Source organism: Pantoea sp. RCC30.1 (genome assembly GCF_058148845.1).
Window position 1 is genome coordinate 174,449 of record NZ_JBXUHX010000006.1, and the last position, 24,816, is coordinate 199,264.

22 protein-coding genes and 1 other annotated feature are annotated in these 24,816 nt (G+C 54.6%); of the genes, 5 read left to right on the forward strand and 17 right to left on the reverse strand.

All coding sequences use genetic code 11. The annotated features are described in order from the left end of the window. Position 1: 1 nt before the first annotated feature. Genes lspA through ribF form a run of 3 tightly spaced genes read right to left on the reverse strand, consistent with a single transcriptional unit; the run spans position 2 to position 4,283 of the window. Complete coding sequence (gene lspA, locus AC2LB6_RS08050) at positions 2-508, reverse strand: signal peptidase II (RefSeq protein WP_490093102.1); 507 nt, start codon at positions 506-508, stop codon at positions 2-4. Next, positions 508-3,324: an isoleucine--tRNA ligase gene (ileS, locus tag AC2LB6_RS08055; protein ID WP_490093103.1), complete on the reverse strand. Its 2,817-nt coding sequence runs from the start codon at positions 3,322-3,324 to the stop codon at positions 508-510. The genes lspA and ileS overlap by 1 nt, the downstream gene beginning before the upstream one ends. Positions 3,325-3,353: 29 nt before the next feature. Next, complete coding sequence (gene ribF / locus AC2LB6_RS08060) at positions 3,354-4,283, reverse strand: bifunctional riboflavin kinase/FAD synthetase (protein WP_490093104.1); 930 nt, start codon at positions 4,281-4,283, stop codon at positions 3,354-3,356. Between the two features lie 306 nt (positions 4,284-4,589). Between ribF and rpsT the strand changes: the two genes are divergently transcribed. Beyond that, the gene (gene rpsT / locus AC2LB6_RS08065; RefSeq protein ID WP_008925553.1) at positions 4,590-4,853 is read left to right on the forward strand and encodes a 30S ribosomal protein S20; all 264 of its coding nucleotides are present in this window, start codon (positions 4,590-4,592) and stop codon (positions 4,851-4,853) included. 36 nt (positions 4,854-4,889) lie between these two features. Here the strand turns inward: rpsT and nhaR are convergent, their stop codons facing one another. From nhaR to dnaK, 4 genes are all read right to left on the reverse strand, one after another. Further along, positions 4,890-5,798, reverse strand: a complete 909-nt coding sequence (gene nhaR, locus AC2LB6_RS08070; RefSeq protein WP_490093105.1) for a transcriptional activator NhaR — start codon at positions 5,796-5,798, stop codon at positions 4,890-4,892. An 8-nt stretch (positions 5,799-5,806) separates the two neighbouring features. Beyond that, entirely contained in the window at positions 5,807-6,979 is a 1,173-nt protein-coding gene (gene nhaA, locus AC2LB6_RS08075; protein WP_490093106.1) for a Na+/H+ antiporter NhaA, read from the reverse strand. A 163-nt stretch (positions 6,980-7,142) separates the two neighbouring features. Beyond that, a complete protein-coding gene (gene dnaJ / locus AC2LB6_RS08080) occupies positions 7,143-8,288 on the reverse strand; it encodes a molecular chaperone DnaJ (protein WP_135910149.1) in 1,146 nt (381 codons plus the stop codon). Between the two features lie 104 nt (positions 8,289-8,392). Beyond that, on the reverse strand, positions 8,393-10,303 hold the full coding sequence (dnaK, locus tag AC2LB6_RS08085; RefSeq protein WP_031593939.1) for a molecular chaperone DnaK: 1,911 nt from the start codon (positions 10,301-10,303) through the stop codon (positions 8,393-8,395). Positions 10,304-10,605: 302 nt separating this feature from the next. Here dnaK and satP point away from each other — a divergent pair, with 302 nt between their 5' ends. After that, positions 10,606-11,175 (forward strand): acetate uptake transporter, encoded by a 570-nt coding sequence (gene satP / locus AC2LB6_RS08090; protein WP_490093107.1) that lies wholly within the window; start codon positions 10,606-10,608, stop codon positions 11,173-11,175. A gap of 59 nt (positions 11,176-11,234) precedes the next feature. Here satP and AC2LB6_RS08095 read toward each other — a convergent pair whose 3' ends face one another. The 3 genes from AC2LB6_RS08095 to tal all read right to left on the reverse strand — a co-directional run bounded on the left by AC2LB6_RS08095 (position 11,235) and on the right by tal (position 14,315). After that, complete coding sequence (locus AC2LB6_RS08095) at positions 11,235-12,542, reverse strand: MFS transporter (RefSeq protein WP_490093108.1); 1,308 nt, start codon at positions 12,540-12,542, stop codon at positions 11,235-11,237. A gap of 106 nt (positions 12,543-12,648) precedes the next feature. Continuing rightward, the gene (gene mog / locus AC2LB6_RS08100) at positions 12,649-13,236 is read right to left on the reverse strand and encodes a molybdopterin adenylyltransferase (RefSeq protein ID WP_090964176.1); all 588 of its coding nucleotides are present in this window, start codon (positions 13,234-13,236) and stop codon (positions 12,649-12,651) included. 125 nt (positions 13,237-13,361) lie between these two features. Beyond that, entirely contained in the window at positions 13,362-14,315 is a 954-nt protein-coding gene (gene tal / locus AC2LB6_RS08105; protein WP_003854842.1) for a transaldolase, read from the reverse strand. A 209-nt stretch (positions 14,316-14,524) separates the two neighbouring features. Between tal and yaaA the strand changes: the two genes are divergently transcribed. Beyond that, complete coding sequence (gene yaaA, locus AC2LB6_RS08110; protein WP_490093109.1) at positions 14,525-15,298, forward strand: peroxide stress protein YaaA; 774 nt, start codon at positions 14,525-14,527, stop codon at positions 15,296-15,298. A gap of 69 nt (positions 15,299-15,367) precedes the next feature. On the opposite strand, the gene thrC is transcribed toward yaaA, so the two are convergent. The 5 genes from thrC to AC2LB6_RS08135 all read right to left on the reverse strand — a co-directional run bounded on the left by thrC (position 15,368) and on the right by AC2LB6_RS08135 (position 21,093). Continuing rightward, entirely contained in the window at positions 15,368-16,651 is a 1,284-nt protein-coding gene (thrC, locus tag AC2LB6_RS08115; protein ID WP_490093110.1) for a threonine synthase, read from the reverse strand. Between the two features lie 3 nt (positions 16,652-16,654). Then, entirely contained in the window at positions 16,655-17,584 is a 930-nt protein-coding gene (gene thrB, locus AC2LB6_RS08120) for a homoserine kinase (RefSeq protein WP_490093111.1), read from the reverse strand. A gap of 2 nt (positions 17,585-17,586) precedes the next feature. Continuing rightward, complete coding sequence (gene thrA / locus AC2LB6_RS08125) at positions 17,587-20,049, reverse strand: bifunctional aspartate kinase/homoserine dehydrogenase I (protein ID WP_490093112.1); 2,463 nt, start codon at positions 20,047-20,049, stop codon at positions 17,587-17,589. Positions 20,050-20,075: 26 nt separating this feature from the next. Next, positions 20,076-20,193, reverse strand: a sequence feature (Thr leader region). Next, complete coding sequence (gene thrL, locus AC2LB6_RS08130) at positions 20,132-20,200, reverse strand: thr operon leader peptide (RefSeq protein ID WP_071591720.1); 69 nt, start codon at positions 20,198-20,200, stop codon at positions 20,132-20,134. It overlaps the preceding feature by 62 nt. 188 nt (positions 20,201-20,388) lie before the next feature. Continuing rightward, positions 20,389-21,093, reverse strand: coding sequence for a tRNA/rRNA methyltransferase (locus AC2LB6_RS08135; RefSeq protein WP_490093113.1), 705 nt, complete (start codon positions 21,091-21,093; stop codon positions 20,389-20,391). A 608-nt stretch (positions 21,094-21,701) separates the two neighbouring features. Here AC2LB6_RS08135 and arcA point away from each other — a divergent pair. After that, positions 21,702-22,418, forward strand: coding sequence for a two-component system response regulator ArcA (gene arcA / locus AC2LB6_RS08140; RefSeq protein WP_490093114.1), 717 nt, complete (start codon positions 21,702-21,704; stop codon positions 22,416-22,418). A 72-nt stretch (positions 22,419-22,490) separates the two neighbouring features. Here arcA and creA read toward each other — a convergent pair whose 3' ends face one another. Further along, positions 22,491-22,964: a protein CreA gene (creA, locus tag AC2LB6_RS08145; protein ID WP_090964162.1), complete on the reverse strand. Its 474-nt coding sequence runs from the start codon at positions 22,962-22,964 to the stop codon at positions 22,491-22,493. Between the two features lie 194 nt (positions 22,965-23,158). On the opposite strand from creA, the gene robA reads away from it, so the two are divergent. Then, on the forward strand, positions 23,159-24,043 hold the full coding sequence (gene robA / locus AC2LB6_RS08150) for an MDR efflux pump AcrAB transcriptional activator RobA (protein ID WP_490093115.1): 885 nt from the start codon (positions 23,159-23,161) through the stop codon (positions 24,041-24,043). Between the two features lie 40 nt (positions 24,044-24,083). Here robA and gpmB read toward each other — a convergent pair whose 3' ends face one another. After that, positions 24,084-24,731: a 2,3-diphosphoglycerate-dependent phosphoglycerate mutase GpmB gene (gene gpmB, locus AC2LB6_RS08155; RefSeq protein ID WP_490093116.1), complete on the reverse strand. Its 648-nt coding sequence runs from the start codon at positions 24,729-24,731 to the stop codon at positions 24,084-24,086. Positions 24,732-24,816: the final 85 nt, after the last annotated feature.

Below are 24,816 nucleotides of genomic sequence, written 5' to 3' on the forward strand. Positions count from 1 at the left end.
CTTACCCTTTCTGTTTAGCCTGTTTGCCGTTCGGGCTGAAAAAGCCCTCCAGCACCACCAGTGCGGCACCAATACAGATGCCGCAGTCAGCGATATTAAATGTAGCGAAGTGCCAGTTACCGACATAAAAATCGATAAAATCGACCACAAAGCCATGGTATGAGCGATCAAACAGATTGCCGATCGCGCCGCCAATGATCAGAGCATAGGCGATGTTAGCCATCTTCTGACTGACATGATTGCGATACATCATCACTATCAGTGAGATCACAATAGCCAGCGCGATACCGGCAAAGAACCAGCGCTGCCAGCCGCCTTTATCCGCCAGGAAACTGAACGCCGCGCCATAGTTGTGCGCGTAGAACAGGTTCAGGTAAGGCATCAGCGGCTGAGTTTCATGCAGCATCATGTTGTTCATCACCCACTGCTTGCTGGCGAAGTCGACAACAATCACCACCAGCACCAGCCACAGCCAGCGCAATCCGGTTGATAAAATAGGTTTACGCATCAGGCAAATTCACGCTGTTCGCCGTCACCGGCTACGTTAGTGTAACAACGACCACAAACCTCAGCATGCTCAGGATTCTGTCCGACGTCGGTAGTGTAATGCCAGCAGCGCTGACATTTCTCGCCTTCAGCCTTGTGCAACGCGATTTTCAGACCTTTCAGCAGTTCACTCTGCTGCGCTTCATCGTTCGCCAGTGCGTAATCCGCTACCTGTGCGCCAGAGGTCAACAGCACAAAGCGCAGCTCATTGCCCAGCGCCTGCAGTTTAGCGGCCAGCTCCGGATCGGCATACAGCGTGACCGTCGCTTCCAGTGCGCCACCGATACGTTTATCCGCACGCGCCTGCTCAATCACCTTGTTCACTTCGCCACGCACTTTCAGCAGCTCAGCCCAGTAGGCGTCATTCAGCGCTTCATCTTCCGCCAGGCCAAACAGACCCTGATACCACTCCTCGGTGAAGACATATTGCGCACGTTCGCCTGGCAGGTAGCCCCAGATCTCATCCGCTGTAAAGGACATGATCGGTGCCATCCAGCGCACCAGCGCTTCGACGATATGCCACAGCGCGGTCTGGCAGCTGCGACGTGCCAGGCCATCGCCTTTCGCGGTGTACTGACGATCCTTAATGATGTCGAGATAGAAGCTGCCCATCTCAATCGAGCAGAACTGCATCAGACGCTGAATCACTTCATGGAAATCGTAGTTCTCATAAGAAGCAACGATATCGGCCTGTGCGGCCTGTGCGCGACCTACTGCCCAGCGATCGACGACGACCATCTCTTCCGGTTTCACCAAATCGGTGGCCGGGTTGAAGCCGCTAAGGTTAGCCAGCAGGAAACGTGCGGTGTTACGGATACGACGATAAGCATCGGCAGAGCGCTTGAGGATCTCATCGGAGACCGCCATTTCACCTGAGTAGTCGGTAGAGGCCACCCACAGACGCAGAATATCGGCGCCCAGTTTGTTCATCACATCCTGCGGCGCGACCGTGTTGCCGATTGATTTCGACATTTTACGGCCCTGACCGTCCACGGTGAAACCGTGCGTCAGTACCTGACGATAAGGCGCTTTGCCCTTCATCGCCGTGGAGATCATCAGCGAGGACATAAACCAGCCGCGATGCTGATCGGATCCTTCCAGATAGAGATCAGGAGCATGTCCGCCAAATTCCGGACGCGCATCAACCACGGAATAGCTGGTTGAACCGGAGTCAAACCAGACATCCAGCGTATCCGGCACTTTGACGTAATGATCGGCGTCGTCACCCATCAGTTCACGTGGGTCGAGATCCCACCAGGCCTGGATGCCCTCCTGCTCAACACGCTGTGCCACTTTCTCCATCAGCGCCAGCGTGTCCGGGTGCAGCTCTTCGCTCTCTTTGTGAACGAAGAGTGCCATCGGTACGCCCCAGGTACGCTGACGAGAGATGCACCAGTCAGGACGGTTCGCCACCATGGATTCGATACGCGCCTGGCCCCAGTCCGGGATCCACTGCACGCCTTTGATCTCTTTCAGTGACTGCGCACGCAATCCTTTCTGATCCATGCTGATGAACCATTGCGGCGTGGCGCGGAAGATGATCGGCGTTTTATGACGCCAGCAGTGCGGGTAGCTGTGCAGCAGTTTCTCAACGTGCAGCAGCGCGCCCTTCTCTTTCAGCAGTTCAACGATCATGTCGTTGGCTTTAAAGACGTTGACCCCATCCAGCGTCGGATAAGTGCCTGGCAGATAGGTGCCATCCGGTCCGACCGGATTAGCCGTTTCGATGCCATATTTCTGACCGATAACATAGTCATCCGGGCCGTGGCCTGGCGCGGTGTGAACTGCACCGGTACCCGCTTCCAGGGTGACGTGATCGCCCAGCACCACCAGCGACTCAAGCGCCAGGAATGGATGCTGAAATTTCTGCAGCTCCAGCGCAGCGCCTTTGCATTCGCCCAGTACCTGCCATTCGCTGACACCGGCGCGCTTCATCACACTTTCTACCAGCTCTTTCGCCAGGATCAGCGCGCGACCATCGATCTGCAGTAACTGATACTCAAATTCAGCGTTTAACGAGATGGCGCGGTTAGCCGGCAGCGTCCACGGCGTCGTCGTCCAGATCACCAGTGAGATCGGGCCATTGACCTGGGATACGCCAAACGCCCCACGCACCGCGTCGGTATCGACGGCGTTAAACATCACATCAATCGACGGAGACGTTTTGTCGTAATACTCTACTTCCGCTTCTGCCAGGGCAGAACGGCAATCCAGGCACCAGTGCACCGGCTTCGCGCCTTTGTGCAGGTGGCCGTTGCCGATGATTTTACCCAGCGCACGAATGATGTTGGCTTCGGTTCCGAAATCCATGGTCAGGTAAGGACGATCCCAGTCGCCCAGCACGCCCAGACGGATAAAGTCTGCCTTCTGGCCTTCAACCTGTTCAGCGGCGTATTTGCGGCATGCTGCGCGGAATTCAGCGGCGGTGACTTTCTCGCCTGGCTTGCCGATCATCTGCTCAACTTTGTGTTCGATTGGCAGACCATGACAGTCCCAGCCTGGCACATACGGGGAGTCATAACCCGCCATGCCTTTCGACTTAACGATAATGTCTTTCAGAATCTTGTTAACGGAGTGACCAATATGAATGCTGCCGTTCGCATACGGAGGGCCATCATGCAGGATAAAGGTTTTTTTCCCTTTTTTGGCTTCGCGGATGACGCCGTACAGATTGTCGGCATACCAGCGTTGCAACATTCCCGGTTCGCGCTTGGCCAGATCGCCACGCATCGGGAATCCCGTTTCCGGCAAATTCAGGGTAGATTTATAGTCACTCATCAGATTCTCGATTCCGTTTTTCGCTCAGGTTAAAGCAGCCCAAAGAACTGCCGGGCCGTTACCACATCGTTCGCAATTTGTTCTTTCAACGCCTCCAGTGAGGCAAAGCGCTGCTCGTTTCGTATTTTCTGTTTCAGCACCACATCAATGTGACGACCATAGAGATCTATATTGATGTCGAGCAGGTGAACTTCAAGCTGCTGGCGTAAACCTTTTACGGTCGGGCGGGTGCCGATATTGGCGACACCAGGCAGTGGCTCGGGCGTCAGACCCTGCACTTCCACCGCATAAACCCCTTTCACCGGCGTAACGCTACGGCGTAAAGGAAGGTTCGCAGTGGGGAAACCTAGCGTGCGTCCCAGTGCATCACCGTGTACGACGCGGCCGGAAATAGTGAAAGGATGACCTAACAGCGACTGCGCCAGCGCTAAATCATCCGCAGCCAGTGCCTGACGCACGGCGGTGCTGCTGATTCGCTTACCGCCATCACAGAAGGTTTCGGTGCTGACGACCTCAAAGCCATACTCCACACCGGCTTTCTGTAATAACAGGAAATCCCCCTGGCGACCAGCGCCGAAGCGGAAATCATCGCCCACGGCAAGGTACTTTACGTCCAGCTTGTCGACTAACAAATCACTGATAAAACGCTGGGCGGACAAGGCCGCAAAGCGACGGTCGAACCGCACGCACAGCACTTTATCAACGCCGGCTTCCGCCATGTAGCGCAGCTTTTCGCGCAGGCGCGTCAGGCGAGCCGGGGCTTTATCACCGGCAAACAGCTCCAGCGGCTGTGGCTCAAACACCATGACCACGACCGGCAGATTACGCTTACGTCCCTCTTCACACAGACGCGACATTAGCGCCTGATGACCACGGTGCACGCCATCGAAATTACCAATGGTAAGAACGCAGCCGCGATGCTGCTCGTTAAGATTATGAATACCGCGGATAAACTTCATGGCTGGCCCAAACCGGTGGAAATCGGCGGATTATACCCTTGAAAGCGACTCAGGTTAACCCGTCAGCACGCCTTTCATGCTTTAGGCGCTGCATTTCCTGTTACAGATGCGCATGTTAAGAATTTTGTCGCGAAATACTGTATTCAGCGAGGGGAAGCTGGTAGAATCTTGCGCCATCAAATACGTAACCGAGTGCCGCTCTTAGGGCGACGCTTATTTGCACAAATCCATTGACAAAATCAGGTTAGAAGGGCATAGTCCTCGGCCTTTGATTTGTCTCTATAGAACACATTTGGGAGTTGGACCTTGGCTAATATCAAATCAGCTAAGAAACGCGCCGTAACATCTGAGAAACGCCGCAAGCATAACGCTAGCCGCCGCTCAATGATGCGTACCTTCGTTAAGAAAGTATACGCGGCGATCGCTTCAGGCGACAAAGCTGCTGCGCAGAACGCATTCAATGAAATGCAACCACTCGTGGATCGTCAGGCCGCTAAAGGTCTGATCCACAAAAACAAAGCTGCACGTTATAAATCGAACCTGACTGCACAGATCAACAAACTGGCTTAATCGCCTGTTGTTAATCACTTTGTTGAAAAAGCCGGCTTACGCCGGTTTTTTTTCGTCTGTACTCTGGCCGGGAAAGAGTCCGCTGAAGTCTGCGTGACAGAGACGCTGCACCGCCGGATGCTGAATCATCCGCTCCGCGAAGAGGATGTGATATTCCTCTGACACCGCGTCAAGCTGCCCGACTTCATAAATTCCCTCCTGCTGACTAATCTCCAGTGCTGGCGCGACAAAAATCGCCTTCTGCCGCGCACCAAACGCCTTCATCAGCGCTGCATCATCAAACTCACCGAGAATCTCTACCTGTAATCCCTGGGTAGTGATCCAGTTGAGGATTTTCCGTCCCAGCATTGAGCGGCGTCCAGGAATCAGTAGTGGACGCGTCTCCAGACAGGCCGGAAATGCGTGTTCGGTGAGTGGCTGAGTAGACCAGAAACTGATCGGGCACTCCCCCAGCTTCACCGAAAACAGCCCTTCCTGTTGGGTGGGATCGATGGAGCAGTCAGAGATAATCATATCCAGCTTATGCTGACTGAGCTGCTCCAGCAGCATCTCGTGGGTCGATTCAAAACAGCGCAGATGAATCTTCTCCTCTGCGACCACCGCCGTCTCCAGCACTTTGCTGACCAGCTGCTTAGAGAGCGCATCTGCCACGCCGACATCCAGCAGCAGATGGGACTCTTTGCGGTAGTTAACGATATCCAGCATCTCCTGACCCAGCATAAACATGCGATCAGCGTAGCGGAACACCATCTGCCCCAGTTCAGTCGGCACCAGCCCCCTTCCCTGACGCCGGAACAGCTTGCCCTGCAGGCGCTCCTCAAGCGCCTTAATCTGCCCTGTAATGGTCTGTGGCGTCAGTGAGAGGGCTTCTGCGGCGCCAGCAATCGAACCTTCGCGGCAGGCGTGCCAGAAGTAGTAGAGATGATTGTAATTAATGTGCGCCATCGGATGTTCTACGCCGGACGTTGTTTCAGACGCCAGCCAAGGATCACATAGCCCAGCACTGCCGAGAGAATCGAGCCTGACAGAATCCCCAGCTTGGCCAGTGTCATCAGTTCAGCGCTGATGTCGCCATAGGCCAGCGAGGCGATAAATATCGACATGGTGAAGCCGATACCGCACAGCACGCCCACCGCAGCGATATCTTTGATATGGGTCTTTTCCGGCAGTCTGGCTAAGCCGGTTTTCACTGCCAGCCAGCAGAAGAGTGTGATACCCAATGGCTTACCGATCAGCAGCCCGGCGATAATGCCCAGCGGCAGCAGCGAAAACAGGCTGCCGAACGAGACACCTTCCAGCGAAACACCGGCATTGGCAAAGGCAAACAGCGGCAGGATGACCCAGCGCACCCAGGGATGGAGCGCATGCTCAAGGTGAATCGCCGGAGAGTGCCCCTCTTTCTTCGCCAGTGGGATCAGGAAGCCAATCACCACACCCGCCAGCGTCGCATGAACACCCGACTTCAGCACTGCCACCCACAGCACCAGCCCCACCAGCAGATAGAGACCGGTGTTTCGCACATTGAGCAGGTTCATCAGCGCCAGCACGGCTATGGCAGCGGCGGCAACAGCCAGTGACGCCATCGAAAGGTGGTGAGTGTAGAACAGCGCGATAATCACGATGGCCCCGAGATCGTCGATGATTGCCAGTGCCATCAGGAAAATCTTCAGAGCGGGCGGCACACGGCTGCCCAGCAACGCCAGAATGCCTAGCGCGAAAGCGATATCGGTGGCGGTAGGGATCGCCCATCCGCTGCGGGTGCTCAGGTCGGCACCGTTAAACAGCAGGAAGATAATCGCCGGGGCGATCATGCCACCCAGCGCCGCAATTAACGGAAATATTGCCTGTTCACGTTTAGCTAACGCCCCCATCACCAGCTCGCGTTTGACCTCCAGTCCTACCATCAGGAAGAACAGTGCCATCAGCGCATCGTTAATCCACAACAGCAGGTCTTTACTGATATCGAGCGCGCCAAAGCGAAACCCCACCGGAATCGCCAGCAGATCGCGATAGTCCTGTTGCGTTGCCGCATTATTGGCAAGCAGCATCGCCAGCGCGGCAGCGATAATCAGCACCACGCCGCCGGAGGCGTCGCTTTCAAGGATTTTTTTTAGTCTGATGTTCACACGCGTTGTCCTTTTCCAGAGATCAATCAAAGTGCCTAAGAATAACGGCAATGACAGCTCGAAAAAAACAGTTTATTTAGCAGTGATAGCTCGGAAATAACGAAACGAGAATCGCAGGCAAAAAAAAGCCAGCGGCTGTGCGCTGGCTTTTAAGAAGATGAACTTAACGGGTTAAGTCATCAAAGAATTTTTTCACGCCATCGAAAAAGCTCTTAGAGCGCGGACTGTTATGCTCACCGCTTGGGCCGCCAAAACTTTCTTCCAGTTCACGCAACAGCGCTTTCTGTTTCTCATTCAGGCTGACCGGTGTTTCCACCACGACGCGACATAACAGGTCGCCGACCGCGCCGCCACGTACAGATTTGACGCCACGTCCGCGCATGCGGAACAGTTTGCCGGTCTGGGTTTCTGACGGCACTTTCAGCTTCACGCGACCATCCAGTGTCGGTACTTCAATCTCACCGCCCAGCGCCGCCATCGCAAAGTTGATCGGCACTTCACAGTAGAGGTTGTTCTCTTCACGCTCGAAGATCGGGTGTTTCTTCACCGATACCTGAACGTAGAGATCGCCGGCTGGTGCGCCCTGCTCGCCCGCTTCACCTTCGCCACTCAGACGAATGCGATCGCCGGTGTCGACCCCAGCAGGGATTTTCACAGACAGCGTTTTCGACTTCTCAACGCGGCCATGACCATGACAGGCGTTGCACGGATCTTTAATTACCGAGCCACGACCATGACAGGTCGGACAGGCCTGCTGGACAGTGAAGAAGCCCTGGCGCATCTGCACCTGGCCTGCACCGTGACAGGTTGAACAGGTTTGTGGCTGCGTTCCCGCTTTCGCGCCGCTGCCGTGGCAGACGTCACACTCTTCCAGCGTTGGAATGCGGATCTCTTTGGTCACGCCGCGTACCGCTTCTTCCAGCGACAGCTCCATGTTGTAGCGTAAATCGGCGCCACGGGATGCGCGCTGACGGCGTCCACCACCAAAGATGTCACCGAATACGTCGCCAAAGATATCGCTGAAGTCTGCACCGCCGCCACCAAAGCCGCCGCCGCCGAATCCACCGCCACCCATGCCGCCCTGTTCAAAGGCTGCATGACCATACTGATCGTAAGCCGCACGCTTCTGCGCATCGGTCAGGATTTCGTACGCTTCCTTGACCTCTTTAAATTTGGCTTCGGCTTCTTTGTCACCGGGATTACGGTCCGGGTGAAATTTCATTGCCAGGCGTTTGTAAGCCTTTTTGATTTCACGCTCGTCCGCGGATTTGGCGACGCCTAAAATCTCGTAGTAATCACTCTTCGCCATGTTTATTTAGCCCTTAACATGATCGCACGGGCGTGGAGAGATCTCCTACGCCCGTGCTGGTTTCAACGGCTGTCAGGCCAACCGTCGCGCCCGGTCAGGGGCAATTATTTCTTGTTGTCTTTCACTTCTTCGAATTCAGCATCGACAACGTCGTCATCTTTCTTCGCTGACGCGTCACCGGCATCCGCTGCACCCGCCTGAGACTGCTGTGCTGCTTCCATCAGTTTGCCGGACACTTCCATCAGCGCCTGCATTTTGGCGTCGATTTCAGCTTTGTCTTCGCCTCTCAGCGCAGTTTCCAGCGCGGCCAGAGCGGCTTCGATTGGCGCTTTATCATCAGCTGACAGTTTGTCGCCTGCTTCATCCAGCTGCTTACGCGTGCTGTGGGCAATCTGATCACCCTGGTTACGCGTCTGTACCAGCTCTTCGAACTTGCGGTCAGATTCAGCGTTCGCTTCCGCATCACGCACCATTTTCTGGATCTCTTCATCGCTCAGACCTGAAGAGGCTTTGATGGTGATTTTCTGCTCTTTACCGCTGTTCTTGTCTTTCGCTGACACGTGCAGGATACCATCCGCATCGATGTCGAAGGTCACTTCGATCTGCGGCAGACCGCGTGGCGCGTTCTGGATACCGTCGAGGTTGAACTGGCCCAGTGACTTGTTGTCATTGGCGCGCTTACGTTCACCCTGCAGCACGTGAATGGTCACGGCTGACTGGTTATCTTCAGCAGTCGAGAAGACCTGGCTGTGCTTGGTTGGGATGGTGGTGTTCTTGCTGATCAGCGAAGTCATCACGCCACCCATGGTTTCGATACCCAGTGACAGCGGGGTAACGTCCAACAGCAGCACGTCTTTCACGTCGCCACCCAGTACACCACCCTGAACCGCAGCACCGACAGCAACCGCTTCGTCCGGGTTCACGTCTTTACGTGGCTCTTTACCGAAGAACTCAGTTACTTTGGCCTGAACCAGTGGCATACGAGTCTGACCACCGACCAGGATAACGTCGTTGATGTCTGAAACAGACAGACCGGCATCCTGCAGCGCAACTTTCAGAGGCGCGATTGAGCGAGCAACCAGATCTTCAACCAGTGACTCCAGTTTAGAACGCGTCACTTTGATGTTCAGGTGCTTAGGACCGGTCGCATCTGCCGTGATGTATGGCAGGTTAACGTCGGTCTGCTGTGCAGAAGAAAGTTCGATTTTCGCTTTCTCTGCCGCTTCTTTCAGACGCTGCATCGCCAGTGGATCGTTGTGCAGATCGATACCCTGGTCTTTCTTGAATTCAGCAACCAGATAGTTAATCAGGCGGCTATCGAAGTCTTCACCACCCAGGTGGGTATCACCGTTGGTCGCCAGAACTTCAAAGGTTTTTTCGCCGTCTACTTCGTCGATCTCAATGATTGAGATATCGAAGGTACCACCACCCAGGTCATAAACCGCGATGGTGCGGTTGCCCTGGCCTTTATCCAGACCGTATGCCAGTGCAGCAGCAGTCGGTTCGTTAATGATACGTTTGACTTCCAGACCTGCGATACGGCCGGCATCTTTGGTCGCCTGACGCTGCGCATCGTTGAAGTAGGCCGGTACGGTAATAACCGCTTCAGTCACTGGCTCGCCGAGGTAATCTTCGGCGGTCTTTTTCATTTTCTTCAGCACTTCAGCAGAGATCTGCGGTGGTGCCATTCTCTGACCTTTTACTTCCAGCCATGCGTCGCCGTTATCAGCGCCGGTGATTTTGTACGGCATGATTTTAATATCACGCTGTACTTCTTCGTCCTGGAAGCGACGACCGATCAGACGCTTAATTGCGAACAGGGTATTCTGCGGGTTGGTCACTGCCTGACGTTTAGCCGGTTGACCGACCAGAATTTCGCCATCCTGTGTATACGCAATAATTGAAGGCGTGGTGCGATCGCCCTCGGCATTTTCCAGCACGCGTGCTTTAGTGCCATCCATGATCGCAACACAAGAGTTGGTTGTACCCAGGTCAATACCAATAATCTTACCCATCTAAACATCTCCCACTTAAATTCGTTGCCAATTTGGGTTGTGAACCTTTTATGTGGGCGGGTTGTTTGCATTCAACTGCCAGCACATGCTTTTTTTCCAACGTTCACAACGCTCGATGACAAGTAAATGGGGCCGCTTCGATGCGCATCAAGGGCTAAACCAAAAAAAATTTTTTAACTTTGGCCCTGCCGGGATCAAAGAACGCTGTCACAACGCTGAATATGATGCGTCGCCTTGTTTCACTCAGAGAACAAGAGGGAATCCGTTTATTCCATCAACGATCATTTTAATGCCGAGGAACTATGGCAAATTTAACGCTGGCTAACCCTGCCCCGCTGGGCTTAATGGGATTTGGCATGACAACCATTCTGCTGAACCTGCACAACACAGGTCTGTTTGCCATGGACGTGGCGATTTTAGCGATGGGAATTTTTTATGGTGGGATCGCACAAGTACTGGCCGGTCTGCTGGAGTTTAAAAAGAACAACACGTTTGGACTGACCGCCTTTACCTCTTACGGCATGTTCTGGTTGAGCTTTGTGGCGATCCTGTTGTTACCGGAAATGGGTCTGGCGAAAGCGCCTGACGAACGCTTCCTGGGTGCCTGGCTGGCACTGTGGGGTATCTTCACGCTGTTTATGTTCATAGGCACGCTGAAAGGTGCGCGGATGCTGCAGTTTGTCTTCGGCTCGCTCACGCTGCTGTTTCTGCTACTGGCCGTGGCTCATCTTATGCACCTGCCTGCACTGGTCGTGTCTGCGGGCTGGGTCGGGATCCTCTGTGGTGCCAGCGCCTGTTATCTGGCGATGGGTGAAGTGCTGAACGAAACCTTTGGTCGTACCCTTCTGCCGATTGGCGCAAAAGCGCTTTAAGCATACTTTTACCCATAAACGAAGACGCGGAGCCTGGCTCCGCGCCATCCTCTTACAACTTACAACGACTTAATCCCCTGATTCAGTCCCGGCTCGTGGCTGACATCACGCCGCAGCCAGATCCCTGTCAACAATCCCACCAGCGCCAGCGCCATCACATACCAGCACGGTGCCATCACTGAGACATTCATTAGCAGCGACACAAAGATCGGTGTCAATCCGCCAAAGATCGCGTAGGAAAGATTATAGGAGAACGAGAGTCCGGTAAAACGCACCTCTGCCGGAAAGGCGCGCACCATAACAAACGGCACCACACCGACGATACCGACGCTGAGCCCCGCCACACCATAGAGCAGGAAGAGCTGCTGCGGATAGAGGGCACTCAAGTGATAAAACTGCCAGCTACAGATCGCCAGCAGCAGGCTGCCGACACACAGGGTACGACTGGCACCAAAGCGATCCGCAGCGAGTCCGGCAATAATGCAGCCGATGCAGAGCATCACGGTGGCGATGCTGTTGGCCTGCAGGGTCAGTGCGGGCGCGATGCCCTGCTGCTTCTGCAACCAGACCGGCGACATCAGGATTACGACGACAATGCAGGCGGAGAGCAGCCAGGTCAGCAGCATGGAGATCACAATCGCCTTTTTATGCTCCGCCAGCACGGTCTTCAGCGGTAGAGTTTCAGCCAGCGCTTTACGCTGCTGCATCTCAATGAAGACCGGTGTTTCATGCAGCCAGCGGCGCAGGAACATCGCAATCAGCCCAAACACGCCGCCAAGGAAGAACGGAATACGCCAGCCGCCGTCATGAATGGCCTGCTGCGACATCGAGGTATTGATCAGCGTCGCCACCAGCGACCCAAGTAAAATGCCGATAGTCAGCCCGGCCGTCAGCGTGCCACAGGCGATGCCGATACGTTTATAAGGCACGTGCTCAGCGACAAACACCCAGGCACCCGGCACTTCGCCTCCGATCGCCGCGCCCTGTAACATCCGCATCAGCAGCATCAGCAGTGGCGCTGCAATGCCAATCGTCTGCCAGGTGGGCAGAGCGCCCATCATCAGGGTCGGCAGCGCCATCAGCAGAATGCTCAGGCTGAACATCTTTTTACGGCCGAGCTTGTCGCCAAAATGCGCCATCACGATACCGCCCAGCGGGCGTGCCAGATAGCCTGCGGCAAAAATGGCAAACGTCTGTAGCTGACGCAGCCATTCCGGGATATCTGAGGGGAAGAAGAGTTCGCCAATTACGGTGGCGAAGAAGACAAAGATGATGAAGTCGTAAAATTCCAGCGCGCCGCCCAGCGCGGCCAGCGCCAGGGTTTTGTAATCCTTACCGGTCAGACGCTGTGTATGAGTCGGATTCATAATATTCCAGAGGCAAAAGAGACAAAGTTGTAAAGATAGCCTTACTATACCGTCAATCTTTTGCCACACCAGCAAGGCTATAGCTTATGCCTGAAATGGGGAATATTTAGTTATTTATCTCACGTATCGCGCTTTTAGGCCGAAATGCTGCTACCACCTCGCGATGCGTTTCGACGTAGGGCCCTTCCAGCAACTGTAAACAATAAGGTACAGAGGCAAAGATACCGTGAACTTTTACGTTGCCCTGCTCATCCTTCAGCCCTTCCAGCGTCTCTTTGATCGACTTCGGCTGACCGGGCAGATTGAGGATCAGCGACTGTTTGCGGATCACCCCGACCTGGCGCGACAGAATGGCGGTCGGCACGAACTGCAGGCTGATCTGACGCATCTGCTCGCCAAAGCCGGGCATTTCCCGATCGGCAACGGCTAAGGTGGCATCGGGTGTGACATCGCGTCGGGCCGGACCGGTGCCGCCCGTCGTTAACACCAGATGGCAAAAACGTTCATCGACCAGCTCGCAGATCGCGTGCTCAATCATCGGCTGCTCGTCGGGCACCAGACGGGACTCAATCTCAAACGGGCTGCTTATTGCGCGACTCAGCCAGCTCTCCAGCGCGGGAATACCCTCATCCTGATAGATGCCGTTCGCGGCGCGATCGGAGACCGAGATCAGGCCAATGCGTAATGTATTCATGATTAGCTTCGCTGTGATTTACCGCGGTGCGGTGGAGTAAAAGGGGAATAGCAGAGAGGATAATATAAAGTGAAAGGGTCGGAAAAGGGAAAACCGTGGCAGCCTGCGCCGCCACGGTCAGCCTATTACAGCAGTTCTGCCAGCATCTTCTCAAGTTTGCCCTGATCAACGGCAAAATTGCGGATACCTTCTGCCAGCTTGGCAACGGCCATGGGATCCTGGTTGTGCTGCCACAGGAACTCAGACTCGGTCATGCGGGCCGGACGCGCTTTAACTTCGCCGCTGTAGCTCAGTTTACGCTCAAGGGTGCCTTCGCTTTCTGCCAGCTCTTTCAGCAGCGCAGGAGAAATGGTCAGACGGTCACAGCCAGCCAGCTCGATGATTTCGCCGACGTTACGGAAGCTCGCGCCCATCACCACGGTTTCATAGCCGTGCTGCTTGTAGTAGTTGTAGATTTCAGAAACAGAAACCACGCCTGGATCTTCGTGCGCGGCATACTCTTTCTTATCGGTGTTGGCTTTATACCAGTCGAGGATACGGCCAACAAACGGAGAGATCAGGAACACGCCTGCTTCGGCACAGGCACGCGCCTGAGCAAAGGAGAACAGCAGGGTCAGGTTACAGTTGATACCCTCTTTTTCCAGCTGCTCTGCAGCACGGATGCCCTGCCAGGTAGAGGCCAGTTTGATCAGGATGCGGTCATTACTGATACCGGCATCATTGTAGAGTTTGATCAGGCTGCGGGCTTTAGCAATGCTGCCTTCAGTGTCGTAAGAGAGACGCGCATCGACTTCAGTCGAGATGCGGCCTGGGATCAGTTTCAGAATTTCCAGACCAATGTTAACGGCCAGCTTGTCAGAAACCAGCTGCAGCTGCTCTTCTTTGTTGCTGCTCTGCTCACGCGCCCAGCTAATCGCTTCATCGATCAGTTTACGGTATTCAGGGATTTGTGCGGCGTTGAGAATCAGAGAAGGGTTGGTGGTGGCGTCTTGTGGCTGATACAGCTTCATGGCTGCGATATCACCCGTGTCGGCGACTACGGTAGTGAGCTGACGCAGGGAGGTAAGTTTGTCCGTCATGTTCTTTTCTCTTAGTTAACTGTCAGTGTGAAAAAAGGCTGTTGCGATAATATCACGCGGCAACGGTGGCGCAAGGTCAGGGAATGCCGTTTACGATAGCGCGAACAAATAGGAGTGATTCGTCATTCTTTCCGTCTTTTTTGGTACACTGCGTAGCCTGATAAGCCGCCAATGCCCTGTTAAACCAGGCATTAACCGAGGAAGCAACTATGTTGATGGTGATCTCTCCCGCCAAGACGCTGGATTATGAAAGCCCGCTGGCGACAACGCGTTTCACCCAGCCTGCGCTGTTAGAAAAGTCACAACAGCTGATTGAGATTGCGCGCGATCTGTCACCGGCCAGCATCGCCTCGTTAATGGGCATCAGCGACAAACTGGCGCACCTCAATGCCGATCGCTTTAACAGCTGGCACCCCGATTTCTCACCTCAGAATGCCCGTCAGGCTATCCTGGCGTTTAAAGGTGATGTCTACACCGGTCTGCAGGCCGAAACCTTCAGCGATCAGGATTTTGATTTTGCTCAGCAGCATCTGCGCATGTTGTCAGGCTTGTATGGCGTGCTGCGTCCGCTCGATCTCATGCAGCCTTACCGGCTGGAGATGGGCATTCGCCTGGCGAATCCGGCGGGCAAAGATCTCTACACCTTCTGGGGCGATCTGATTACTGAAACGCTGAATGCCGCGCTGGCGGAACAGGGTGATGAGGTGTTGATTAATCTCGCCTCGGACGAATATTTCAGGGCGGTTAAGCCGAAGAAGTTGCAGGTACAGATGATTAAGCCGGTGTTCCTTGATGAGAAGAACGGCAGCTATAAAGTGATTAGCTTCTACGCCAAAAAGGCGCGTGGATTAATGAGTCGCTATGTGATTCAGCAGCGCCTGACAAAGCCGGAACAGCTTAAGGCGTTTGATGTGGATGGCTATCGTTTTGACGGGGCAAGCAGCAGCGAGAGCGAACTCGTCTTTAAGCGCGCGGAGCAGTAACTCCCCCGCGCGCACTCTGCTTTTCACATCACAAGCAGGCTTCCCGTAACCGGGAAGCTTTTCACAGCACTACTTCAGCAGGAACGCCCTCAGCGAGGCGAAATCACCCTTCATCTGGTGCGACAGCAGCGGCAGATCGGCGCGCTCTGCTAATTCCGGCGGCAGCGTCAGAGTCTGCTCAAGGATCGCTTCCACGCTTTCGCGGAATTTCGCCGGATGAGCGGTCCCGAGGAACACACCATATTCCCCTTCCTGCAGCTGATCTCGCAGCAGACGCCAGGCGATGGCGGCATGTGGCTCGGAAACGTAGCCCAGCTCTGCCAGTTCACGCATTGCGGCGCGCGTGGTCTCATCAGTGACTGCGCCACAGGCCAGATCGGTTAAGCGCCAGGTTTTACGGCGGAACAGCTCTTCCACCCGTGGCCAGTTGTTAGGCTGGCTGACATCCATCGCATTCGACAGCGTAGAGACAGTCAGGTTTGGCTGCCACTCGCCGTTGCCGAGGAAGCGCGGCACGGTATCGTTGGCGTTGGTAGCGGCGATAAAGCGTTTGATCGGCAAGCCCAGTGATTTCGCCAGCAGACCGGCGGTCAAATCACCAAAGTTTCCGCTCGGCACAGAGACCACCAGCTGATTGCGTTTTTCCTGTGGCAGTTGCGCGACCGCTTCAAAGTAGTAGCAGATCTGCGCCAGCAGGCGGCTGATGTTGATGGAGTTAGCCGAGTTCAGGCCAATCGTCCGTTTCAGTTCTTCATCATCAAATGCCTGTTTGACCAGCGACTGGCAGGCATCGAAATCGCCGTCGATAGCGATAGTTTCGATGTTGCCGCCCAGGGTACAGAAGAGTTTCTCCTGCAGCGGACTGATTTTGCCCTGCGGATAGAGGATCACCACGCGTACGTTCTTCATGCCGTAGAAAGCGTGCGCCACGGCTGCACCGGTGTCACCGGAGGTCGCGGTCAGAATAGTGATCTGCTCATCTGAGCCTGCGACATACGACAGCATCTGCGCCATAAAACGGCCGCCGAAATCTTTAAACGCCAGCGTCGGCCCGTGGAACAGCTCCAGACAGGCGATATCTTCGCTAACGGCTTTCACCGGGGCCGGGAAGGCAAAAGCGGCTTTAACACGCTCATGCAACTGCTGGGCCGGAATCTCGTCACCAATGAAAGCCGAGAGAATTTTGCTGCTGCGGCTGACAAAATCCATCTCCAGCATCGCGTCGATGTCGGTCAGTTCAAACTCTGGCAGTTCCAGCGGAAAGAACAGACCCTGCTGTGATCCCAGACCCTGTTTCACCGCCTGGGCGAAGCTGACCTGCTCGTTGTGATCCTTCAGATTGTAGAGTTTCATGCGTTATCCCAATTGTCGTGCGCCAGCCGTGTCGAGACGGCAGATATGGACGAAGCCTTCATCATTCTGCAGATAGTGCTGGCTCAGCCAGTCAGCCATCCGCCGTGCCGTTTCCATCTGATTGCAAACGGCGAAAAGTGTCGGACCAGAGCCTGAGATACCGCACGCCAGTGCGCCAATATCTTTAGCGGCCTGCCGCGCCTCAGCGAAGCCTGGCAGTAGCCGGGTCCGGTAAGGTTCGGCAATTACATCCTGCATAAGTTTAGCTGCCAGCTGCGGCTGACGCGTATGGCAGGCGTGAATGAAGCCGGCCAGCAAACGGCCATGCTTGATGCAGTCCTCTTTGCGATACTGCGCCGGTAAAATGGCGCGCGCTTCTGCGGTGGAAACTTTAATGCCCGGATAGGCCATCACCCACAGCCAGTCGTCAAAGCCCGGCACCGCCTGGCTGATGATGTCATTTTCCTGCAGCATCAGCTGAATGCCACCGAGGAAGCAGGGAGCGACATTATCATAATGCACGCTACCGGATATCCGCCCTTCCAGCTCGCCCATCAACGTCAGTAACGTGCTGTCGCTGAGTGGCTTGCCGCAAAACTCGTTCATCGCCATTAACCCAGCCACTACCGAGCAGGCGCTGGAACCCAGCCCGGAGCCAATGGGCATATTCTTCTCCAGGGTCATCGCCACCGGGATCTCTTTGCCCACCGCCTCGCAGAAAAGCTGCCAGCACTGATAAACGATATTCTCTTTGGGATCGGCGGGCAGCTTACTGACAAAACGTCCGGCGTTGGTCAGTGAAAACTGCTCTGCCGCTTCCACGGAGACGCAGTCACCCAGCAGGGAGCCATCTACTGGCGACACCGCCGCGCCCAGCACATCGAAGCCGACGCTGACGTTACCAATCGAGGCTGGTGCGTAAATTTTTACCATGATTAAACTCCCAACTTCCATGACAGCGTACGCAGCAGATCGGCAAAGACACCGGCCGCTGTGACATCATTTCCTGCACCGTATCCGCGCAGCACCAGCGGAATCGGTTGATAATAGCGGCTGTAAAACGCCAGGGCGTTCTCACCGTTTTTCACTTTATAGAGCGGATCATTGCCGTCAACAGCGTCGATCTTCACTTTGCAGACGCCACCCTCTTCAATCACGCCAACGTAGCGGAGAACTTTGCCCTCATTCTGCGCTTGTGCAACGCGGTCGGCAAAGGCGTTATCCAGCTCGGGCAGACGCTGCATAAACTGCTCAACATCCTGGATTTCAGCCAGGCTGGCGGGCAGCAGCGGCTCGATCTCAATATCACTCAGCTCCAGCTGATGACCCGCTTCACGTGCCAGGATCAGCAGCTTACGCGCCACATCGGTGCCGGCCAGATCGTCACGCGGATCGGGCTCGGTGAAGCCCATCTCTCGCGCCATGTGAGTTGCCTGCGACAGCGACATTCCTTCGTCCAGCTTGCCGAAGATGAACGACAGCGAGCCAGAAAGGATACCGGAGAAGCGCAGCAGTTCATCACCCGCGTTCATCAGGTTCTGCAGGTTTTCGATGACCGGCAGTCCGGCACCGACGTTGGTATCATAAAGAAATTTACGACGCGATTTGGCAGCGGCGGCGCGCATCTGCTGATAGTAATTCCAGGAGGAGGTGTTAGCCTTTTTGTTTGGCGTTACCACGTGGAAGCCTTCGCTGAGGAAATCCGCATACTGATCGGCGACTGCCTGGCTGGAAGTACAATCTACAATTACCGGATTGAGCAGATGGTACTCTTTCACCAGACGGGTCAGACGGCCCAGATTAAACGGCTCTTTCGCTTCGGCTAATGCCGACTGCCAGTTGCTTAAATCAATGCCGTGGACGTGGGTTAACAGCGCATGCGAGTTAGCGATGCCGCACACACGCAGGTCGATATGCTTTTTCTTCAGCCACGCCTGCTGGCGATGTAACTGATCCAGTAGCGCACCGCCGACACCGCCGACACCAACCACAAACACTTCGATCACCTGATCGGTGGCGAAAAGCATCTGATGCACCACGCGCACGCCAGTGATCACCTCGTCATTGTTCACGACGACCGAGATAGAGCGCTCGGAGGAGCCCTGCGCAATCGCCACGATATTGATATTGGCGCGAGCCAGTGCCGAGAAGAACCTGGCTGAGATGCCGCGCAGAGTGCGCATGCCATCGCCCACCACCGAGATCACCGCCAGGTTTTCAATGATATCCAGTGGGTCCAGCAGGCCATCTTTCAGCTCCAGGTAGAATTCTTCTTCCAGCACATGACGCGCCCGCGCCAGCTCGCTCTGCGGCACACAGAAACTGATGCTGTATTCGGAAGAGGATTGGGTGATCAGCACGACTGAGATGCCGGTGCGTGACATCGCCGCAAAGACTCTGGCCGCCATCCCGACCATCCCTTTCATGCCGGGACCGGAGACGTTGACCATCGCCATGTTATTCAGGTTGGTGATGCCTTTTACCGGACTTTCATCCTGCTCGCCTTCGGCACCAATCAGGGTGCCGGGTGCCTGTGGATTGGCGGTATTTTTGATCAGGCAAGGGATCTGGAACTGGGCAATCGGCGCAATAGTGCGGGGATGCAGCACTTTGGCACCAAAATAGGAGAGCTCCATCGCCTCCTGATAGGACATCGACTTCAGCAGACGCGCATCCGGCACCTGACGTGGATCGCAGGTATAGACGCCATCCACATCGGTCCAGATTTCACAGCAGTCGGCGCGCAGACAGGCGGCCAGCACGGCGGCTGAATAGTCTGAACCGTTACGGCCCAGCACCACCAGTTCGCCACGCTCGTTACCGGCAGTAAAGCCAGCCATCAGGATCATGTTCTGCGGTGGGATCTGGCTCGCTTCGATGCGACGGGTCGATTCGGCGATATCAACCGTGGATTCGAGATAGTGGCCAATCGCCAGCAACTTCTCCACCGGGTCGATCACGCTGACTTCATGGCCGCGCGCCTGCAGCAGCGCTTCCATGATCGCAATCGAGAGCTTCTCACCACGACAGATAATCGCCGCATTAACGCTGTCCGGGCACTGTCCAAGCAGGCTGATGCCGTGCAGGAGCTGCTTCAGCTGCGCAAACTCCAGGTCAACGCGGGTTTTCAGTCGATCGAACTCAAAGCCAGGCTGTGCGTCAGCCAGTCCCTGCAGCAGCTCGCTGAAGATGCGCTCGGCGTCGCTGATATTCGGCAGAGCATCCTGACCACTGATGGTTTTTTCAATCATCGCCACCAGATGGTTAGTGATCTTTGCTGGTGCAGAGAGCACGGTTGCAACCTGTCCTTGTTGCGCATTACTTTCCAGAATGTCAGCGACGCGAAGAAAACGCTCCGCATTCGCTACCGAGGTCCCGCCGAATTTCAGCACTCGCATGATATAAACTCTCCTGAATTTAAGCCGAAAAAAAAGCCCGCACTGGTTAGGTGCGGGCTTTTTTCTGTTTTTCCTGTATGCGTCAGCCCGCACCGTTACCTGTGGTAATGGTGGTGGTAATAATTGTGGTGTTCAGGCTGATTTTACGCATTTAGATTTATTTTCTGTCTGTTTTTGTCCGTCCGTCTTGCTTCCAGAAGTAAAGCAAAGCGCACGTTAAGTCAACCCGATTTGTCCGGTGGACAGATTTCAACCACTGCGCACAGCCACCGGTGAAACCGTGAAACGCTGTTCGATCGTTTGCGATGCGGAAATTCCCTGCGATCTGTTGCTGTAAAATCATCTTTTTGCCGAGGATTTATCTGTGAGTTTTTTTTCTATATCGTGCAGCAGACGATGCAGCATCGCACTGTCGCGCTGTTCCAGCAGACCCACCCGCTGATCGATCCAGTCTGAGAGCTTCTCATCATCACTGACGTCGAGTTGCGCCAGCAGCTGATGAAAACGCTGACGCAGCGCCTGCAACTGCTGCCCATCGGCAGCAGACGCAACCGGTGCTTCAACCTGATTCAGCTTCGACAGCTGGTAGCAGTAAACCATCACCGCCTGACCGAGATTCAGCGAGGGATAGTCATTTGCCATCGGAATGCCGGTCAGCAGGTCGACCTGCTCCAGCTCCTCATTTGTCAGCCCGCTATCTTCACGTCCAAACACCAGCGCCATACTATTGACCCACTGGCGCTTCTCCAGCAGTTGCGTTTCAACCTGCTCCGGTGTGGCGTAGTAGCGAAACTTTGCCCGGCTGCGTGCGGTAGTCGCGACCGAGAAATCGATATCCGCTAACGCGTCGGACAGCGTGGCAAAGGTCTGAACGTTATCGAGGATTTCGCCAGCACCATGGGCCACCCGACGTGCAGCGGGATCCTGCCAGGCGTCGCTGGCCACAATGCGAAGCTGGCTGAATCCCATGGTTTTCATGGCACGCGCCGCAGCGCCGATATTTTCTGGCCGCGCGGGCGAGACGAGAATCAGGGGAAAAAGCATATTTATTCCGTTGGTCCATTTACATAACGCCATATTAACATGGCTGTTAATGATTCAGGCGCCAGAAGCTAATAAGAAAATCGTGAGTTAGCGATGTTAAAACCGGATAAAACTCATGGCCTGAACTTTTTTATCACTGAAACCACCCTTATTAAAGAAAACATTATTAATTCATTTAAATTCAATTAGATGCAATGTGATTTCTGGTGGGTTTCATTTTGGCCATCCCGCAGTAAAAATGTAACGGAAATGATGCTTTTTGTGAGCTAAACAGGCAATCTGCGAGAAGTTTTTCACAAAAGTGTTAACGTGCTACAATTGCATTTGATATAAGTCAACGAAGCGTTGTTTTTATGCTTATCGGTTGTAGTTGGTGCTGTTAGGTTGCTGTTAATACAGTTAGGATATGCGCCATAATCATTAACGCCCGGGGCATGCAATTTTCATCCTGACTGGCTGAGCTAATACTGTTGTTGACGTTGATAGATGGCTTATCAAAATATGATTTCGTACAACGGTTCTGCGCGGCCCACTGCTCTCGATGATGGAGAACGCCATACCGCTGTACGCCCTGTTTTCAATTTGTTGGCAAATTTAGGTAGCTAAACATGCAGACCCCGCACATTCTTATCGTTGAAGACGAACTGGTCACGCGTAATACCCTCAAGAGTATTTTTGAGGCGGAAGGTTATGTGGTGTATGAGGCGACGGATGGTGCTGAAATGCATCAGGTGCTGACCGACAATGACGTTAACCTGGTCATCATGGACATCAACCTGCCCGGTAAAAACGGCCTGTTGCTGGCCCGTGAACTGCGTGAGCAGGCCAATGTCGCCTTGATGTTCCTGACCGGCCGTGACAACGAAGTCGATAAAATTCTTGGTCTGGAAATTGGCGCCGATGACTACATCACCAAACCGTTTAATCCGCGTGAGCTGACCATTCGTGCCCGTAACCTGCTGTCGCGCACCATGAATCTGGCGATGCCAGGCGAAGAGCGTCGTCAGGTAGAAAGCTACAAATTCAATGGCTGGGAGCTGGATATTAATAGCCGCTCACTGATCAATCCCAACGGCGAGCATTACAAACTGCCACGCAGTGAGTTCCGCGCGATGCTGCACTTCTGCGAAAACCCTGGCAAAATTCAGACTCGTGCCGATCTGCTGAAGAAAATGACCGGCCGCGAACTCAAGCCACACGATCGCACCGTCGATGTCACCATCCGTCGTATCCGTAAGCATTTCGAATCCACGCCGGACACGCCAGAGATCATCGCCACCATTCATGGTGAAGGTTATCGCTTCTGCGGCGACCTGCACGAGTAAACGGTGTCCAGGTGCAGCCAATAAAAAAACGCCCCTGCGGGCGTTTTTTTTGTGCTCAGTACAATGGCATTATCAGTGCCACGGCATAATCGGCACGGCGCTGAGCGCATTTTTTGGTGAACCATCGACCACTTTATCGGAGTAGGTCAGGTAAACCAGAGCGTTGCGCTTTTTGTCGAAGAAGCGTACAACCTGCAGCTTTTTGAAGATTAAAGAGGTGCGCTGGCGGAATACTACTTCACCCTCCGCTTTGCCCTGCGCAATTTTATCACTCAGTTCGACCGGACCCACCTGCTGACAGGAAATCGCGGCATCAGAGGTATCTTCTGCCAGACCCAGTCCGCCTTTAATACCCCCGGTTTTTGCCCTGCTGATATAACAGGTTACATTTTTAACGTCCGGGTCATCGAAAGCTTCAACGACAATCTTGTGGTCAGGCCCGAATATCTTGAACACCGTATCAACAGAGCCAATCTGTTCGGCAAACAGCGGGCTGGAAAAGGTCAGCGTGGTCAGCGCAGCGATCATTAGTCGGGATATTGTCATGGAGTTACCATTGCAAATTGAATAGATGAGAATGTAATGTACTGTTAATCGAATCAATGACCAAACCAAAACGGGGTTTAGCCCGTACTGATTTAGCACAACCATCCCCGAGAAACGGCCCACGTCTTTTGAGCAATGAGTGCTAATATTCTTCGAATGCTTTTAGCTGTACCACCAGAGTATGAGGATGTTTTATGGACCAAGCCGGTATCATTCGCGATTTGCTTGTCTGGCTGGAGAGCCATCTGGATCAACCCCTTTCACTGGACAACGTTGCCCAGAAAGCCGGTTACTCTAAATGGCATTTACAGAGGATGTTCAAAGACGTGACCGGACACGCAATCGGCGCCTATATCCGTGCCCGTCGTCTTTCTAAGGCAGCCGTGGCGTTGCGTCTGACCAGCCGCCCGATCCTGGACATCGCACTTCAGTATCGTTTTGATTCGCAACAGACTTTTACTCGCGCATTCAAGAAACAGTTTGCTCAGACACCGGCCTGGTATCGTCGCTCTTCCGAATGGAACTCGTTCGGTATCCGTCCCCCGATTCGCCTGGACGATGAGACGCAGCCGGAACCGGCTTTCGTTACCCTGCCGGAAACGGTGCTGGTGGGACAAACCCAGAACTACACCTGTATTCTGGAGCAGATTTCCAGCTACCGCGACGAAATGCGAATGCACTTCTGGAAGCAGTTCCTGCTGGAAACGGACACGATTCCGCCGGTACTGTATGGCCTGCATCAGGTGCGTGCCAGCCAGGACAAAGATGATGAGCAGGAGATTCTCTACACTACGGCGGTGCCTGCTGACAGCGCGGTGAACCTCCATTCTGGCCAGAAGGTTATTCTGGAAGCGGGCGACTATGTACAGTTCACCTTTAACGGTCCGCGCGTCAATCTGCAGGAATTTATCCTGCTGCTCTACGGCACCTGTATGCCGACGCTGGGGCTGACCCGTCGTGAGGGACAGGATATCGAACGCTTTTATACCCATGGCGGTAAAAAGCGCAGTGAGCCACCGACTGAAATCCGTTGCGAATATCTGATTCCGATTCGCCGCCAGCAGGCCGAAGCCAGCTAAGTTTAAGGCTGTCGTCATCGCGACGGCAGCCTTAACGCAATCAGCGCTGCAGCTCGTCGAGCGCAGGCGCATCCAGATGAGATATATCCCCCGCCGTCTCCACAATCCAGCCTTCTGCCAGCCAGGCGCTCTGCTGATAATCCACCCGTGAAATCGAACAGTTGCGCAGACGCAGGCGACGTTCCGCATAGGCAGGCAGACCGAGAATCGTACTGACCAGCGACCCCAGCGCCATACCGTGGCTGACCAGCAGCGGACGGCTTCCGGCAGGCAGATCGAGACAGGCATTCAGCGCGGCGTGCATGCGCGTCGCCATCTCCGTCATGGACTCCCCTTCAGGGATACGGCCGCCTTCGGTACCGTTGACCAGCGCAGCGCGCCACTGTTCTTCTTCAGCGGTTAAGCCATCCAGCGGGCGCTTTTCCAGCACACCCATATTCAGCTCGCGCAACCGCTCATCAAGCGTCACTGAGCAACCACAGGCATCCGCAATAATCTCGGCGGTGCGGCGTGTGCGCCCCAGATCGCTGGCAATAATATGCGTGATGCCCAGATGCTTCACGCGCTCACCCACCTGCCAGGCTTGTTGCTCACCTTTTTCCGTCAGCGGACTGTCGGACTGACCCTGAATGCGGCGTTCCGCATTCCATACCGTTTCACCGTGACGAACAAGATAGACCTGTAACATGTTAGTTTCCGTTATACTGCGACAAAAATCGCTTTAGACACTGTCCCATCAGGCGTCCTTGTTGCAGGCATTCCGGACACAGACA